Origin of the sequence: Klebsiella sp. WP4-W18-ESBL-05 (genome assembly GCF_014169075.1) — a bacterium.
Taxonomy (GTDB): Bacteria; Pseudomonadota; Gammaproteobacteria; order Enterobacterales; family Enterobacteriaceae; genus Kluyvera; species Kluyvera ascorbata_B.
In genome coordinates this window covers 880,526-896,789 of the sequence record NZ_AP022057.1, presented here as the reverse complement: position 1 = coordinate 896,789, position 16,264 = coordinate 880,526, and the positions used below count along the sequence as shown (strand labels likewise).

Below are 16,264 nucleotides of genomic sequence, written 5' to 3'. Positions count from 1 at the left end.
CTCCATAAATATAATGCAGCGCACAAAAACCGCATTTAATGCGTAGATAATTTAAAAGTGTGAGAGGGATAGCGTAAAGATGTCTGACAACCAGGATAATATGTCATACAGAAAATACAGCTATACCCATAGATATAAACCACCATAATAAATGTGCATGGAGCCTATTAATGAAATCTCTCACTTTTCGCAAAACGCTGATCTGTGCCTCACTTTTTGCCTTACTCTCTGCCGGAGTCAGCGCCGCTGAAAAAGTCACGCTGAAGCTGGCGCATAACCTCGAGCGCAGCCACGTCGTTCACCAGGCATTTGAGGAAATGGCCAAAGAGGTCAAGCAGTTATCAGACGGCAAAATGACCATTCGTATTTATCCCAGCAGCCAGATGGGCAGCGCTCGTGAAACCATGGAACTGCTACAAAACGGCGCACTCGATTTAACCAAGGGGTCAGCCAGCGATCTTGAATCCTTCGATAACGTCTATGCCATTTATAACCTGCCTTTCTTATTTAAAGACCAGGCGCATTTTAATAAAGTGGTATTTGGCAACGTTGGCAAAGAAATAATGGAGTCGACAAAAGATAAAGGATTCTTTGCGCTTTCCGCCTATGTTGCCGGCACCCGCAGCTTTTATGCGAAAAAACCGATTACCAAACCAGAAGATTTAAAAGGCTTAAAAATTCGCGTCCAGGCCAGCCCAACGACGCTGAAAATGATTGAATTAATGGGCGGCTCGCCGACGCCAATTTCTTTCGGTGAAGTCTATACCGCAATGCAGCAGGGAGTGGTTGACGGCGCGGAAAATAACGTCCCGTCCTGGGTGCAAACGCGTCATATTGAAATAGCCAAGGTCTTCTCTGAAGACGAGCACGCCTCTATTCCCGACTTCCTGGTCATCTCGACCAAAACGTGGGACAAGCTGACCCCGGAGCAACAGCAGATTCTGATGAAGGCCGCCAAAGCCTCAGAAACCTACCAGCAGAAGCTGTGGGACAAAATTGACGCCGATACCCGTGCACAGGCGAAAGCCATGGGCGGTGAAATCGTGAAGGTCGACAAAGCGCCGTTCCGCGCCGCCGTTCAGCCGCTGTTCGACGATTTCAAGAAAGATCCAAAACAGGCCGCGCTGCTGGCCAAATTTGAAGCCGCCGCAGAATAACCGCCCTGCGGGCCAGCCTCTGGCCCGCGTTCACCAGGATACTAAACGATGATTTTTACCCGCACTAAACAGGCGGTGGACCGCGCGATCGCCGCGTTTTCCATCGCGGTCATGGTGGCGCTGGTCGTCTGCGTCGTCTGGCAGGTGTTCAGCCGCTACGTGTTAAACCAGCCCAGTACCCTCACCGACGAGCTGGCGCGTTTTCTGATGATTTGGGTCGGCCTGCTCGGCGCAGCCTATACCGTTGGCGCCCAGCGCCATCTGGCCATCGACCTGCTGGCCATGACGCTCAAGCCGCGTAAGCAAACGCTGCTGGGCGTGGTGATTAACCTGCTGATTTTTATCTTCTCTGGTTCGGTGATCGTCACCGGCGGCCTGAAGCTAATCGCGAAAACGCTGGCCACCGCGCAGGTCTCTGCGGCGATGCAAATTCCGATGGGCTACGTCTATCTGATCCTGCCGCTGTCCGGCCTCATTATGATGTTCTACGCCCTTTGGTTTATCGCCAATGGCCTGCTTAGCCTGAAACAAACCGCGGAAGGAGCGTGTTAATGGACGGGTATATCGCACTCACGCTGTTCGGCGCCTTCTTCGTACTGGTGTTTATTGGCGTGCCTATTTCATTTTCTATCGGGATCGCGACCGTCGCCTCGATGCTGCTGATGTTCCCCTGGGATATTGCCGTCATCACCGTTTCTCAGCGCCTGGCCAACGGCCTGGACAACTTTGCCCTGCTGGCGATTCCATTCTTCATTTTTGCCGGTACACTGATGAACAGCGGGGGGATCGCCATACGCTTGATTAACCTCGCGCAGGTGATGGTCGGCCGCGTGCCCGGTTCGCTGGGCCACGTTAACGTGCTGGCCAATATGATGTTCGGCTCGATTTCAGGGTCTGCGGTTGCAGCGGCGGCGGCCGTCGGTGGCACCCTGCATCCTATCCAGACCAAGAAGGGCTATGACCCAGCGTTCTCCACTGCGGTGAACGTTTCATCGTGCATTACCGGGCTGCTTATCCCGCCCTCCAACGTGCTGATCGTCTTCTCCCTTACCGCAGGCGGCGTTTCGGTCGCATCGCTGTTTATGGCGGGCTACCTGCCGGGCATTCTGATGGGCCTGTCGATCATGGTGGTTTGCGCCATCATCGCCAAACGTCGCGGCTATCCCGTGTCGGAACGCCCGACCTGCGCCCAGGCGGCAAAAGCATTCCTTGATGCGCTGCCGAGCCTGCTGCTGGTGCTTATCGTAATGGGTGGCATTCTGGGGGGGATCTTTACCGCCACGGAAGCCTCGGCTATTGCCGTGGTCTACACCTTTATCCTGTCGGTCATCATCTACCGTGAGGTTAAATGGCGCGATCTGCCGAAGCTGATTTTAGAGTCGGTGGTCACAACCTCAATCGTGCTGCTGCTGATTGGTTTCTCCGTCGGCATGTCGTGGGCGATGACCAACGCGGATATTCCCTACATGATCAGCGACACGCTGATGGGGATCTCCGAGAATCCGCTGGTGATCCTTCTGCTTATTAATATCGTGCTGTTGATCGTCGGTATTTTTATGGACATGACGCCGGCGGTGCTGATCTTTACGCCGATCTTCCTGCCGATTGCCCAGGACCTGGGGATGGACCCGGTACATTTCGGCATCATGATGGTGGCTAACCTGTGTATCGGCCTGCTCACGCCGCCGGTCGGCAGCGCGCTGTTTGTCGGCTGCTCGATCTCCGGTGTGAAAATTCAGCAGCTGATTAAACCGCTGCTGCCGTTCTACGCCGCCCTGCTGGTTGCGCTGATGATGATTGCCTACATCCCGCAGATTTCGCTGTTCATTCCGCAGCTGCTGGGGCTGATGTAATTCCAGGAAATAACCCGGCCGAGCGCAGCGAAGCCGGGGTATTTCCGCTCGCGCAGGGCGCCTTATGGAATCACCCCCTTCTCACGCATTCTCTCGACCCCTTCCTGCCAGCGCGTTGCCTCATATTGCAATTCGTCATTACTCGACTCCAGCACCACCATTTGCCCACGCAGCGCTTCACGTTTCTTACGCAGCGGCTCAACCTTTTCCTCCATCGCGGCCATGCGCGCATTGATCTTGTCGCCGATCGCCTTATGCTGGCGATAATATTCCTGCTTCTGTTCCTCCAGCGCCTTATCGCGGGCGGCACGAATGGGCTCTGCATCACACACCGCTTTCTTCTGGCAGGCCACCAGCGCGGGCTCATACACGTTGATATAGTATTGATTACTAAACTTCGCCATATCGTTTCGGCGGTCAACGGCGTAGATTTCGGCGTTCATCGCCTGCTGTACCGCGCTGCGGTCCAGCGGCTTGCCGTTGGCGTCCGTTCCCCACGAGCTTGCCATCTGTTCATCTAACTCGACCACCTGTGTTTTCAATACATCATACTGTTTTTTCTGCTTTTCTATCGTTGTGCGGCTGTCGGCAAACTGGGCGTCAAGCCTGGCGAACTGCGCCATAAAGCCGCTATCGTTCACCACCAGCAATTTGCTTAAATCCTCTCTTTCACTGAACGGTCTTCCCGCATTTTTGGCGGCCATCTGCATCGAAAAGAAGGTCGTCGTCCAGCCGGAAGCCGGGGTTCCCACGGCGGTCATCATCGCCGAAAATTTGACCGGACGCCCTTTAGTCCAGGTTTTTTCATAGAAAAGATAATCCCCGGCCATGCCAACCGGCGTGTAGAGATTATCGTCAGAAGCCATATCGCCTTCGAGGGTGTACGTCGCCTGGTTTCCTGTCGCATCCAGCTGGCGCAGGCTGATGCGCTCAAGATGCATCATGCCGCCAGACTGTTTCGCGAACTGCTGTTTGATAACGTCGTCGGTGGGGGTATTGCTGTCGGCGATAACCGACAGGGAAAAACTACACAGCAGGAGCGTCCCGCATTTCCAGGCGAGCTTCATCGGCAAATTCCTTTTAGGTATGAAAAGCGCATCATACGGAATTTGCGGCGGAGGGAAGGATAAACGAAATCTGATTCTGGCTACCCGTAGAACACAGGTAGCCGATAACCACTTACTTGAGGGTGCCCACCAGCGCCTTGCGGCTGTCTTCCAGCGACACCACGCGGCTGCACACGTCTTTACCGAACGCCTGGAAATCCGCTTCCTGGTTTTTCCACTCGTTCTGAATCGCAGTTTGCAGGCCGCCCAGGCTGCCCAGCACGCCCTGCAGCGGGTTACCGCCGCCTTTCAGTACGGCTTTGGCGCCCATCTCGTTGATGCTGTCCTGCAGGATGCCGCCCATCGCCTGATTCACCAACTGCTGGCCGTCGGCACGCACCTGGTCAATCGCTTTATAGTGGAAGGTCAGGCCGTCACTGCGGCGCTCAATAATGCGGTTCATCTGCGTTTTCAGCTGCGCGTCGAGTTTGGTCAGACGACCGCGCATATTGCTGTCCTCGCCGACTTCTTTGGCGATAATTTTGTCCAGCGCCACGCGGCCTTTTTCAACCCGGTTACGCGCGCCTTCGTCAATCCACGGCAGCGCGCTACGCAGTTCCGTTTGATAATCTTTGGCCTGCTCGCGCTGGGCCGCGGTGAGCGTGTACGCCTTGCCGTTGTAGGTGACGTCGCCGTTGGGGGTAATAATAAGATTGCCGTTTTCCCCTTTCACCTGCACGGTTTGCGGGTTGAGCACCACGTCATCACGCGGGGTGACGCTGCACTGGTAGTCAGCGTGGGCGGCGGTCGCCGTGAACGTAAGAACTGCCGTCAGCAGCGTTTTGCGCATCATAACTTTCCCTCAAGATAAATCGGGCCAGCAAATGCTGGCCCCGTACACGCGTCATCGTTCAAGCGGCCTCTGCGTTGGCTGCGTCTGAACGATATTGTGCATATAAGATCTTAGTCCCACCAAACGTCAAAAAGTTCGCTGGTGCGCACCTCTTCAAACTTACGGTCTTCCAGCCACTTACGAACCAGCGCCTGATGTTCTTCAGTACACTTGCCCACTTCCTGGGTGCAAATCAGACCTTCCCAGGCCAGATAGCCGCTGCCGTCAAACGCCAGCTTGTTCGGCTCGATCACTTCATCGATAAACTGGTCGACGGTTTGATCGATCTGTTCTTCGCTGGTGCCTTCCGGGAAACGCCACGCGACGGAGAAGCCGATTTCCTGAAATTCATCGATATGCATTTTTTTACGCAAACGACGGCTACGATTCTTTGCCATTTATTTCACCCTCTCGAACATTAAGTCCCATACGCCGTGGCCAAGACGATGGCCACGCTGTTCAAATTTGGTTACCGGGCGCGATTCCGGGCGCGGTACGTAATCTTTTGTTTCGGACAGGTTCTGGTATCCACCAATGGAGGACATCACTTCCAGCATATGCTCAGCATAGGCTTCCCAGTCGGTCGCCATGTGGAAAACGCCGCCCAGCTTTAATTTCGTCTTCACCAGCTCAGCGAACGGTACCTGCACGATACGGCGTTTATTATGACGCGCTTTGTGCCACGGGTCAGGGAAAAAGAGCTGAACCATGTTCAGAGAGTTGTCCGGGATCATCTTGTGCAGCACTTCGACCGCGTCGTGGCACATGACGCGCAGGTTATCAACGCCCTCTTCGTGCGCCGAAGCCAGACAGGCGCCAACGCCAGGTGAGTGTACCTCAATACCGAGGAAATTCTGGTGCGGACGTGCTTTCGCCATCGTCACCAGCGAGGCCCCCATGCCAAAACCAATTTCCAGCGTCACCGGCGCTTCGCGACCGAACAGCGCGGCGAAATCGACAGGCTCTTCGCTGAACTCAACGCCCATCACCGGCCAGTAGTTTTCCAGCGCATGTTCCTGCCCTTTGGTCAGTCGCCCCTGGCGACGCACAAAACTACGAATGCGGCGCAGCGGGCGGCCGTTTTCATCAAAATCCGGTGAAATGACGTCGTTCTTCATAAAAATATGTCTGCTTGTGAGAGTGTTCGGGAAACGGGCATTATCCAAAGTTAGTTGCCGGATGCAAGCACCGGAAAGTTCCTGTTTACAGCATAGTACCGCTGTGCTGCAATCTGGCCCCCTAATCGCACGATAACGGAAGCACTGCTTTGACCATGCAAGCGTCTCAATTTTCAGCCCAGGTGCTGGACTGGTACGACAAATACGGGCGTAAAACCCTGCCCTGGCAAATCGAAAAAACGCCTTACAAAGTATGGCTGTCAGAGGTGATGTTGCAACAGACGCAGGTTGCCACCGTTATCCCCTATTTCGAACGCTTTATGTCGCGCTTCCCGACGGTCACCGATCTCGCGAATGCCCCCCTCGACGACGTGCTGCACCTGTGGACGGGGCTCGGTTACTATGCGCGCGCGCGCAATCTACACAAAGCGGCCCAGCAGGTGGCGACGCTGCACCACGGCCGTTTTCCGGAAACCTTCGATGAAGTCGCGGCGCTGCCCGGCGTAGGACGCTCAACCGCAGGCGCGATACTGTCGCTGTCGCTGGGCAAACATTTCGCGATTCTCGATGGCAACGTTAAGCGCGTGCTGGCCCGTTGCTATGCCGTCGGCGGCTGGCCGGGTAAAAAAGACGTTGAGAAGCGGCTGTGGGACATCAGCGAGCAGGTTACGCCCGCCGAAGGCGTTTCGCGCTTTAACCAGGCCATGATGGATCTTGGTGCGATGGTCTGCACCCGCTCGAAGCCCAAATGTTCGCTTTGTCCGTTGGAAAAGGGCTGTATCGCCACCGCCAACGGCAGTTGGGCACAGTATCCCGGTAAAAAACCGAAGCAGACGATCCCCGAACGTACCGGCTATTTCCTGATGATGCAGCACGAGCGCGACGTGTTTCTTCAGCAGCGCCCGCCCAGCGGTCTGTGGGGCGGTCTATACTGTTTCCCGCAGTTTGCAGATGAAACGGCGCTGCGCGAGTGGCTGGCCGAGCGGCATATTCCGGCCGAAAACCTGACCCAGCTTACCGCCTTCCGCCATACTTTCAGCCATTTCCATCTGGACATTGTGCCTATGTGGCTTAGTGTGTCCTCATTCGCCTCATGCATGGATGAAGGCAGCGCTCTCTGGTATAACTTAGCCCAGCCGCCCGTCGTCGGGTTGGCCGCACCGGTTGAGCGCCTGTTGCAGCAGTTACGCGCCGATTCACTCGTCTAGCGAGCGGCGAACTAAGAGGATTTATTATGAGCAGAACCATTTTTTGTACTTTCCTGCAGCGCGACGCCGAAGGACAGGATTTCCAGCTCTACCCTGGCGAGCTGGGAAAGCGCATCTATAACGAGATTTCGAAAGAGGCCTGGAAGCAGTGGCAGCAAAAGCAGACCATGCTCATCAATGAAAAGAAACTCAATATGATGAACGTGGAGCACCGTAAGCTTCTGGAAGAAGAAATGGTTAATTTCCTGTTTGAAGGCAAAGATGTGCACATTGAAGGCTACACGCCGCCAGAAAAACAGTAAGGGCCCTGCGGGCCTTTAAGACAACAACAACACGCGCTCCCGGAATGATGAAAAAAAGAATTTATGCACTGGCGTTGATAGCACCGCTGCTGGTTTCCTGTTCCTCAAATAAAAAGGGCGATGCCTACAATGAGGCGTGGGTCAAAGACACCAACGGCTTTGATATCCTGATGGGGCAATTCGCCCATAACATTGAAAACATCTGGGGTTTTAACGAAGTCCTGATCGCCGGACCGAAAGACTACGTAAAATACACCGACGGCTACCAGACCCGTAGCCATATCAACTTCGATGAAGGCACCATCACCGTCGAGACCATTGCCGGTACAGATCCCGCCGCCCGCCTGCGTCAGGCGATTATCACCACGCTGCTGATGGGCGACGATCCCGGTTCGGTCGATCTCTACTCCGACGCCGACGATATTCAAATTTCTAAAGAGCCGTTCCTGTACGGCCAGGTGGTGGACAACACCGGCGAGGCCATTCGCTGGGAATGGCGCGCGGCGCGCTTTGCCGACTATCTGCTGCAAACGCGGATGAAAAAACGCAGTAACGGCCTGCATATCATCTACAGCATCACCATTAACCTTGTTCCAAACCACCTCGACAAACGTGCGCATAAATACCTCGGCATGGTACGCCAGGCTTCGCGTAAATACGGCGTCGACGAATCGCTTATTCTGGCGATTATGCAGACCGAATCATCCTTTAACCCCTACGCCGTCAGCCGCTCCGATGCGCTGGGGCTGATGCAGGTGGTGCAGCATACCGCCGGTAAAGACGTGTTCCGTTCACAGGGTAAATCCGGTACGCCAAGCCGCAGCTTCCTGTTCGACCCGGCCAGCAACATTGATACCGGGACCGCCTATCTGGCGATTCTCAGCAATATTTATCTCGGCGGCATCGACAACCCAACCTCGCGCCGTTATGCGGTCATCACCGCCTATAACGGCGGTGCGGGCAGCGTGCTGCGCGTGTTCTCCAACGATAAAGTGCAGGCGGCGAATATTATCAACAGCATGACGCCGGGCGACGTCTACCAGACGCTGACCAGCCGCCATCCGTCCGCCGAGTCGCGGCGCTATCTCTACAAAGTGAATACCGCGCAGAAAGGCTATCGTCGTAAGTAACAATTCTCACAAATATGGCCGTCACAAGCGCTGATGTTCACCGCGCGTGGCGGCCTCTCCGCCTGAACCTCATACAAAAATGTTAGTTTTGTCACTATTTCGTTATGCAAAGTAAAAATAATTGCAATTTTTTGCGGCGCTTAACAATGTCACATCTATGCCGTTGATAGAATCAGCACAAATAATGCTTTCGGATGTTATTAAACGAACGCGTATCCGGCCATTTTTGTGAGGAAAATAACATGAATTTAAAGCTGCAGCTTAAGATACTGTCCTTCCTGCAGTTCTGCCTGTGGGGGAGTTGGCTGACCACACTCGGTTCCTACATGTTTGTGACGCTGAAATTTGACGGCGCGTCTATTGGCGCGGTGTACAGCTCGCTGGGTATTGCCGCCGTCTTTATGCCGACGCTGCTGGGCATCGTGGCAGATAAGTGGATTAGCGCCAAATGGGTCTACGCCTTCTGCCATCTGGTGGGCGCAGGCACGCTGTTTATGGCCGCCCAGGTCACCACGCCGGGAGAAATGTTCTTCGTTATCTTGCTCAACTCGCTGGCCTATATGCCAACGCTGGGTCTGATCAACACCATCTCCTACTATCGTCTCAAAACGGCAGGCATGGATATCGTGACCGACTTCCCGCCAATCCGTATCTGGGGCACCATCGGCTTTATTCTGGCGATGTGGGCGGTGAGCTTCTCCGGGTTCGAGCTGAGCCATATGCAGCTCTACATCGGCGCCGCGCTGTCAGTCGTCCTGGTGCTGTTTACCCTGACCCTGCCGCATATTCCGGTCTCTAACCAGCAGCAAAAGCAGAGCTGGAGCAGCATGCTGGGGCTGGACGCGTTTGCGCTGTTTAAAAACAAACGCATGGCGATCTTCTTTATTTTCTCCATGATGCTGGGTGCCGAGCTGCAGATCACCAACATGTTTGGCAACACCTTCCTGCACAGTTTCGATAAAGATCCGCTGTTTGCCAGCAGCTTTATCGTGCAGCACGCCTCGGTAATGATGTCGATTTCACAAATCTCCGAAACGCTGTTCATCCTCACCATTCCGTTCTTCTTAAGCCGCTACGGCATCAAGAACGTGATGCTGATTAGTATCTTCGCATGGATGCTGCGCTTTGGCCTGTTCGCCTACGGCGACCCAACGCCGTTCGGCACCGTGCTGCTGGTTCTGTCGATGATTGTTTACGGCTGCGCCTTCGACTTCTTTAACATCTCCGGCTCGGTATTTGTGGAAAAAGAAGTGAAGCCGGAAATCCGCGCCAGCGCGCAGGGGATGTTCCTGATGATGACCAACGGCTTTGGCTGCATTCTCGGCGGTATGGCCAGCGGCAAGGTTGTTGAGATGTACACCGTGGACGGCATTACCGACTGGCAGAGCGTGTGGCTGATTTTCGCCGCGTACTCTCTGGTTCTGGCGGTGGCATTTGTGGGGCTGTTTAAATACAAACATGAACGTACGCCAGCTGGCGTACAGACGGTTGCCCACTAAGTTTCCTACCCACGTAACCCGGCCGAGCAAAGCGACGCCGGGTTCAAAATAGTAGGCCGGATAAGGCTACGCCGCCATCCGGCAATCTGTTCCATTCTGCCTGATGGCGCTGCGCTTATCAGGCCGACACCTTCGATAGCACCCATCCTACTGACAGCAAATCTGCGCTGCCGCCGGGGCTTAAATTCCGCGTAATCAGCGCGTTATCCATTGCTATCAGCGCGCCTTCATCCCAACCGTTTTCCAGTAAATCGTGGGCGTAATCCTGTACGTAGCGCAGACCGTTCATTCCGCCGCGCGAGACCAGATTACTGTCCGGGTTCACCGCCATTAAACGCAGCAGCAGCGCGTGCAGATGGCGACGATTCCAGCCTGAAAGCGCCTTGCGAACCGTGGCGAATCCGCTCTCTGCTTCCCCCCGCGCCCCGGTCAGGCCAAACTGATGAAACTGGCGCTCGCCCGCGGTCGCCAGCGATGAGCGGGAAGCCAGCTCCCGTTCAACCAGACCGCGGCAGATATCGCTCACTTCACGGCACAGCCGCTGCGGGTTTACCTCACCCAACCGGCCCGCGGCAAAGCAAAGCAGCCCCAGCGCGAAAATACCGCCTTTATGCGTATTCACGCCACCGGTTGCTGCATACATCGCCTGTTCGCAAGCGATACCCATCGGGCGAATCATTCGCAGCTGTTCGCCAGCAGGGCGATGCGCATGTTTATCGCCCAGTTCGGCAAACCGGGTGAACCACGGCGTAATGGCCGCAATGCTGCGAACAAACAGCGCATGGTCCATGTCCCGGTGCGCGCCGTTGTTGTATTTATCCACCAGCCCTGGCTTCGGCGTCAGATCCAGTTCCTGCCACAGCGCCTCTTCGGCCAGCGCCGGCACATCGACGTTGCGGGTATTAATCGCGAATAAACCAGCCATCGATCAGCGCCTCCACGCGGCCAATAACCTGCTCAAGCGGATGCTGGCGCGAACGAGAGCAGACGTGCGCTGGCTCATCGCAGATCAGACAGCGGCGCATATGGCGGCCTAATGCCAGCCGGCCAATATGCCCGGCGTGCGGACAGATGACGTCCAGATCCCAGAGCCTTCCCAGCGGATGGGACTGTTCCAGCGCCGCGCAGTGGGCTTTGATCTCCGGCGCCTGATGCCCCACGCACCAGAGGGCTTCCGGGCCGGTAGGCAGCCACAGCACCTGCCTGTCCAGAACCTGCCAGTCGTTTTGCCACAGCATCTGATCGCACATCTGTAGCGCTACACCCATGGTATTGCGATAGCGCAGATTATTTTTTACCGCGCCCGGCGTCACCAGCGTGAGCGAGATAACCGGTTGTCCATAATGGGTTAGCCAGTCAGCCTGACGCGCCGCGCGGCTCTCTTTTGCCGCCAGCAGCGCTTCGAGGCTGACACCCGGGCTAACGGGTGTCGCCGTCGTCATCATGCTACTCCTTAACCTGACGCACGGTATCAATCACGCTACCGTCGCGATAGCGAATCACACCGACAATTTTATCTGTGAACTCAATCGGTTTCGGCTGGCCGGTCAGCGAGATAGCCCGCGCATATAGCGCCTCAATCTCAACCACTTTCAGCCCTGCGGCGATAAGCCGTTCGCGAATTTCCGGACGCGCCGGGTTTACCGCAATACCGTGGTCGGTCACCAGCACATCGATGCTTTCCCCCGGGGTCAATCGGGTTGTCACCCGCTTGACGACCGTCGGAATACGGCTGCGCAGAAGCGGTGCCACGACGATAGTCAGGTTAGCCGCTGCCGCCACGTCGCAGTGGCCGCCCGATGCGCCGCGCATCACGCCGTCGGAACCGGTAATCACGTTGACGTTAAAATCAACGTCAATCTCCAGCGCGCTGAGGATGACCACATCAAGCCGATCGCAGCAGGCAGCCTTACTGCCCGGATTGGCGTAGACGTTGGTGGAAATCTCTACGTGATTGGGGTTACGCGCCAGCGACGCCGCCGCCTGCCCGTCAAAACACTGGGTATCGAGCAGCTTTTCAATCAGCCCTTTTTCATGCAGGTCGACCAGGCTGCCGGTAATGCCGCCCAGCGCGAAGCGCGCCTTCACGCCGCTGCGCTCCATCTTCTCTTCCATAAAGCGCGTGCAGGCGGTGGCGGCCGCACCGGAACCGGTCTGCATCGAGAAGCCCGGCGTAAAGTAGCCCGAGTGTTCAATCACATCCGCCGCATAGCGGGCAATCATCAGTTCACGCGGGTTGCTGGTCACGCGTGCCGCCCCGACGCTGATTTTCGCCGGGTCACCCACACTGTCCACCGGCACAATGAAGTCAACCTGGTCCTGCACAATGCTGGCGGGCATATTCGGGAACGGCACCAGCGCTTCGGTCAGCAGCACCACGTGACGAGCAAATTGCGCATCAACCATGGCGTACCCCAGCGAACCGCAGCATGACTTACCGTGGGTGCCGTTAGCATTACCAAACTCATCGCTGCACGGCACGCCGAGAAACGCCACGTCGATTTTCAGCTCGCCGTCCTGCAGCAGCTTCACGCGCCCGCCGTGGGAATGGATTTGTACCGGTTCATCCATCAAACCGTGAGAGATAGCGTCCGCCAGCTTACCTCGCATACCGGAGGTATAAATACGCGTAATCACGCCGCTTTCAATATGCTCGATCAGCGCATCGTTGCAGGTCATCAGCGAGCTTGAAGCCAGCGTCAGGTTCTTGAAGCCCATCTTCGCCAGCAGCGCGACCACGTGATTAATGACCCGATCGCCTTCGCGGAATGCGTGGTGGAACGAAATGGTCATGCCATCTTTTAAGCCGCTGCGCGCCACCGCGTCTTCAATCGAGGCGCACAGTTTTCGGGTGCGTTTCTCCTGCGGAGAGTTCAGCCACGGCGTTGTGCTGTGGGCCGAATCAAAGGGTTTTAGCGCCCGCAGGTGGGGGAAATGAAGGTGGAGAAGTTCTGTCTGATTCATTATCAAGTCCTTAACGACGCACGCCGGAGGCGGCTGCACGTTCCAGTACCATTTGCGCGTGGTTAATAATCGGGGCATCGACCATTTTGCCGTTGAGTGATACCACGCCCAGGCCGTTGCGTTCGCCCTCTTCTGCCGCTTCAATCACCCGTCTGGCGTGATCCACTTCCTGCTGCGTTGGCGCATAGGCATTGTGGAGCAGGTCAATCTGACGCGGGTTAATCAGCGATTTACCGTTAAAGCCCATCTTGCGAATCAGTTCCACCTCACGCAGGAAGCCGGCTTCATCGTTGACGTCAGACCACACGACGTCAAAGGCATCAATACCGGCGGCACGCGCCGCGTGCAGTACCGCACAGCGGGCATAAAACAGCTCGGTGCCATCGCCGCGTTCGGTCTGCATATCCATGACATAGTCGAATGCCGCCAGCGCGATGCCGATCAGGCGCGGCGAGCTGCGCGCAATCGCCACGGCGTTAATCACGCCAACCGCCGATTCAATTGCCGCCATCACGCGGGTCGAGCCCACCTCACGCCCACAGGCGCGCTCAATACGTTCAAGATGGCCTTCCAGCTCAAAGATATCTTCAGGCGTGTCGGTTTTCGGCAGGCGAATCACGTCCACACCGGCATACACGGCGGCTTCCAGGTCAAGCAAGCCGAACGGCGTGCTAAGCGGGTTAATGCGTACGACGGTCTCAATATCCTGATACATCGGATGCTGAAGCGCGTGGAAGACCAGCAGGCGGGCGGTATCTTTCTCACGCAGCGCGACCGCGTCCTCCAGATCGAACATGATCGAGTCCGGGCGGTAAATAAAGGCGGTGGAGAGCATGGCGGCGTTGGCCCCGGGCAGGAACAGCATACTGCGACGAAGTTGACTCATTGCAGCGCCCCCCAGACGATCGTCTGCTCTTCTGCGGCACGCAGAATCGCGCTTTGCAAACGGGCGCGAATCACACAGTCCAGCGCCCCTTTATCTTCCACGATAATCAGCCCCTGCTGCACGTCCAGCGCGCGCAGTGTCTGCTCAACAACCTGGCGAATCTGTTCGCCAAACTGCTTCATCACCTCACTGTGGATGACAATCTCCAGCTCGCCGTCGGCGGGGGCGATTTTCACCATCAGGTCGCTGGACTCCTGCGTTCCGGCCAGCGCCTCCCTTATGATTTTCATGATAATGTCCTGATAGTTATGCAACTTCCGCGCTGTAATGCGCTTCGAGATGCGCGAAAGTGGATGCCGGAACAATGTCCCGGATACGAGAAAACTGCTGCAATGTTAATAAACGGCGGACTTCCGAAGCCGAAATCGCGCTCCCGGTGGCTTTCACGCGCGGCATCTCTACCACGGTCATGTTGTCGCCAAGCAGCGTATGCAGCGTCTGGTTGTACTGGCGGGTCACATCGCAGAACGGCTCCGAACCGATAAAGCGATGCGTGATCCCCAGCGCGGGCGCAATGTAGTTGCGGAACAACAGCACGTCGATTTCACTCCACGCCTGCTGCACCTTGCCGGTTTCCTTTAAGAAATAGGCCGGGAAGGTGGCGCGCGAGATGATGTACTGCGATCCCTCGTGCACCGTGACGTTCGCCAGATGCGCGACGCCGGCACGCACCATCTCCAGACGAGCGCGAAACGGAAAGAACGATGCATCTTCACGCACCACGAAAAGATGCAGCCAGCCGCACTGTGCCGCCGCCTGTTCCACCAGATAACGGTGTCCCAGGGTGAAGGGATTTGCATTCATCACAATGGCCCCAACCTGGGTAGCCGGTTGGCGCTGGAGGCTCAGCGTACGGCAGTAGCGTTCAATCCCCTGCGGCGTATTTTCCATCAGCACCGCATTGTTGCCGCTCTGGGCAATCGGCCAGAAGCCGCTGCGGGCGAAGCGCGCAATGTTGCAGGGGCGAGTACAAAGAAAAAGATGGAAATAACCCTGCGCTAACGCTACGTTCTCCACCTCGGCCAGCAGCCGAGCGCTCAGATTCGCGCCGCGCTGTTGTTCATCGACCGCCACGCACTTAATCACGTTTGCCGCCAGACCTGCGCAGCCCACCAGCTTTGTGCCGTCCCAGGCTTCAACGAACAGCGTAATATCGCTATCCAGCCCGAGGCCGCTGTCCACCAGCAGCGCACGAATAGGGCTTAAACGTTCCGGGTGTTTTGCCACCATGCTGACCCGAAAATCGAGAGTGGGTTGCGTGTACATCGTGCCGCCTGCCTTACTTAGTGCGCCGCCGTCAGCGTATTCGCTGGCGCTTCCATGATGATGTTGCTGAGATGGCCAATATGTTCAATCTCCACCTCGATACGGTCCCCCTCCTTCATAAACAGCGGCGGGTTGCGTTTCTTGCCGACGCCGCCCGGCGAGCCGGTGATGATGACGTCGCCAGGGCTTAAGCGGGTGAAGGTACTGATGTACTCAATCAGCTCGGCCACTTTATGAATCATGCTGCTGGTGTTGTCCTCCTGCACCATCCGCCCGTTCAACCAGGTACGGATAGCCAGGCTATGCGGGTCGGGGATCTCATCGGCGGTCGCCATCCACGGCCCAAAAGCGCCGGTCTGTCGCCAGTTTTTCCCGGCGGTAAACCAGGTGTGCTGCCAGTCGCGAGCGGAGCCGTCCATATAGCAGCTGTAGCCGGCCACGTGGCGCAGCGCATCCTCACGCGAAATGTTCTCGCCGCCCTTGCCAATGATCACCGCCAGCTCGCCCTCATAGTCAAATTCGCGAGAGTGGCGCGGCTTCAGCACCGGTGCGTTGTGCGCGGTCTGCGAGTCGGGGAAGCGGACAAACAGCGTCGGTGCCGGGTTATGCTGGTCAAATTCTTTGCGTTTCTCGGCATAGTTCATGCCCACGCAGAGAATCTTTTCCGGATGCTCAATCACCGGTAAGAAGGTCACGGCCTCCATGGGCACATCGACGGCATCGTGAAGATAGCGGGTCGCATCGGCCAACCCGTTGCCATCAAGCAGCGCCTTGAGGTCGCCGTAGCGGTCGCCAAGACGGCGTCCCAGATCAATCATTCCTTCTGCATTCACGATGCCGTAGCTGCGAACGCCCTGATAGATAAAGCTTGCGAGTTTCATTG

The 16,264-nt window shown here is 56.5% G+C and carries 18 protein-coding genes; 7 read left to right on the top strand and 11 right to left on the bottom strand.

The features are described 5' to 3' along the window. Positions 1-170: 170 nt before the first annotated feature. Genes H7R58_RS04300 through H7R58_RS04290 form a run of 3 tightly spaced genes read left to right on the top strand, consistent with a single transcriptional unit; the run spans position 171 to position 3,010 of the window. On the top strand, positions 171-1,157 hold the full coding sequence (locus H7R58_RS04300) for a TRAP transporter substrate-binding protein (RefSeq protein WP_182930040.1): 987 nt from the start codon (positions 171-173) through the stop codon (positions 1,155-1,157). 48 nt (positions 1,158-1,205) lie between these two features. Beyond that, a complete protein-coding gene (locus H7R58_RS04295; RefSeq protein WP_106925686.1) occupies positions 1,206-1,709 on the top strand; it encodes a TRAP transporter small permease in 504 nt (167 codons plus the stop codon). After that, complete coding sequence (locus H7R58_RS04290; protein WP_106925684.1) at positions 1,709-3,010, top strand: TRAP transporter large permease; 1,302 nt, start codon at positions 1,709-1,711, stop codon at positions 3,008-3,010. The genes H7R58_RS04295 and H7R58_RS04290 overlap by 1 nt, the downstream gene beginning before the upstream one ends. Positions 3,011-3,072: 62 nt before the next feature. Here H7R58_RS04290 and H7R58_RS04285 read toward each other — a convergent pair whose 3' ends face one another. The 4 genes from H7R58_RS04285 to trmB form a co-directional block, all read right to left on the bottom strand. Beyond that, entirely contained in the window at positions 3,073-4,077 is a 1,005-nt protein-coding gene (locus H7R58_RS04285; RefSeq protein ID WP_106925682.1) for a DUF1202 family protein, read from the bottom strand. Positions 4,078-4,189: 112 nt separating this feature from the next. Next, positions 4,190-4,909, bottom strand: a complete 720-nt coding sequence (locus H7R58_RS04280; protein ID WP_106925680.1) for a YggN family protein — start codon at positions 4,907-4,909, stop codon at positions 4,190-4,192. Between the two features lie 110 nt (positions 4,910-5,019). Further along, the gene (locus tag H7R58_RS04275; RefSeq protein WP_065356020.1) at positions 5,020-5,346 is read right to left on the bottom strand and encodes a YggL family protein; all 327 of its coding nucleotides are present in this window, start codon (positions 5,344-5,346) and stop codon (positions 5,020-5,022) included. Then, positions 5,347-6,066, bottom strand: coding sequence for a tRNA (guanosine(46)-N7)-methyltransferase TrmB (trmB, locus tag H7R58_RS04270; RefSeq protein ID WP_106925678.1), 720 nt, complete (start codon positions 6,064-6,066; stop codon positions 5,347-5,349). A 155-nt stretch (positions 6,067-6,221) separates the two neighbouring features. Between trmB and mutY the strand changes: the two genes are divergently transcribed. The 4 genes from mutY to H7R58_RS04250 all read left to right on the top strand — a co-directional run bounded on the left by mutY (position 6,222) and on the right by H7R58_RS04250 (position 10,205). Beyond that, entirely contained in the window at positions 6,222-7,274 is a 1,053-nt protein-coding gene (gene mutY, locus H7R58_RS04265) for an A/G-specific adenine glycosylase (protein ID WP_182930039.1), read from the top strand. A gap of 26 nt (positions 7,275-7,300) precedes the next feature. Further along, complete coding sequence (locus H7R58_RS04260; RefSeq protein WP_106925674.1) at positions 7,301-7,576, top strand: oxidative damage protection protein; 276 nt, start codon at positions 7,301-7,303, stop codon at positions 7,574-7,576. Positions 7,577-7,623: 47 nt separating this feature from the next. Continuing rightward, positions 7,624-8,706 carry a membrane-bound lytic murein transglycosylase MltC gene (gene mltC / locus H7R58_RS04255; protein ID WP_106925672.1) on the top strand — a complete coding sequence of 361 codons (1,083 nt, stop codon included), beginning with the start codon at positions 7,624-7,626 and terminating at the stop codon, positions 8,704-8,706. 242 nt (positions 8,707-8,948) lie between these two features. Further along, a complete protein-coding gene (locus H7R58_RS04250; protein WP_106925670.1) occupies positions 8,949-10,205 on the top strand; it encodes a nucleoside permease in 1,257 nt (418 codons plus the stop codon). 118 nt (positions 10,206-10,323) lie between these two features. On the opposite strand, the gene citG is transcribed toward H7R58_RS04250, so the two are convergent. The 7 genes from citG to H7R58_RS04215 are packed head-to-tail and all read right to left on the bottom strand — an operon-like array spanning position 10,324 to position 16,262. Continuing rightward, the gene (gene citG, locus H7R58_RS04245) at positions 10,324-11,130 is read right to left on the bottom strand and encodes a triphosphoribosyl-dephospho-CoA synthase CitG (RefSeq protein ID WP_106925668.1); all 807 of its coding nucleotides are present in this window, start codon (positions 11,128-11,130) and stop codon (positions 10,324-10,326) included. Further along, complete coding sequence (gene citX, locus H7R58_RS04240) at positions 11,108-11,647, bottom strand: citrate lyase holo-[acyl-carrier protein] synthase (RefSeq protein ID WP_182930587.1); 540 nt, start codon at positions 11,645-11,647, stop codon at positions 11,108-11,110. Before citX ends, citG begins: the two co-directional genes overlap by 23 nt. A gap of 4 nt (positions 11,648-11,651) precedes the next feature. Further along, positions 11,652-13,169 carry a citrate lyase subunit alpha gene (citF, locus tag H7R58_RS04235; RefSeq protein ID WP_106925666.1) on the bottom strand — a complete coding sequence of 506 codons (1,518 nt, stop codon included), beginning with the start codon at positions 13,167-13,169 and terminating at the stop codon, positions 11,652-11,654. Positions 13,170-13,179: 10 nt separating this feature from the next. Next, positions 13,180-14,055: a citrate (pro-3S)-lyase subunit beta gene (gene citE / locus H7R58_RS04230; protein WP_106925664.1), complete on the bottom strand. Its 876-nt coding sequence runs from the start codon at positions 14,053-14,055 to the stop codon at positions 13,180-13,182. Then, a complete protein-coding gene (gene citD, locus H7R58_RS04225; RefSeq protein WP_106925662.1) occupies positions 14,052-14,345 on the bottom strand; it encodes a citrate lyase acyl carrier protein in 294 nt (97 codons plus the stop codon). The genes citE and citD overlap by 4 nt, the downstream gene beginning before the upstream one ends. 16 nt (positions 14,346-14,361) lie before the next feature. Next, entirely contained in the window at positions 14,362-15,381 is a 1,020-nt protein-coding gene (gene citC / locus H7R58_RS04220; protein ID WP_182930038.1) for a [citrate (pro-3S)-lyase] ligase, read from the bottom strand. A gap of 17 nt (positions 15,382-15,398) precedes the next feature. After that, positions 15,399-16,262 (bottom strand): fumarylacetoacetate hydrolase family protein, encoded by an 864-nt coding sequence (locus H7R58_RS04215; RefSeq protein ID WP_106925658.1) that lies wholly within the window; start codon positions 16,260-16,262, stop codon positions 15,399-15,401. Between the last annotated feature and the right edge of the window lie 2 nt (positions 16,263-16,264).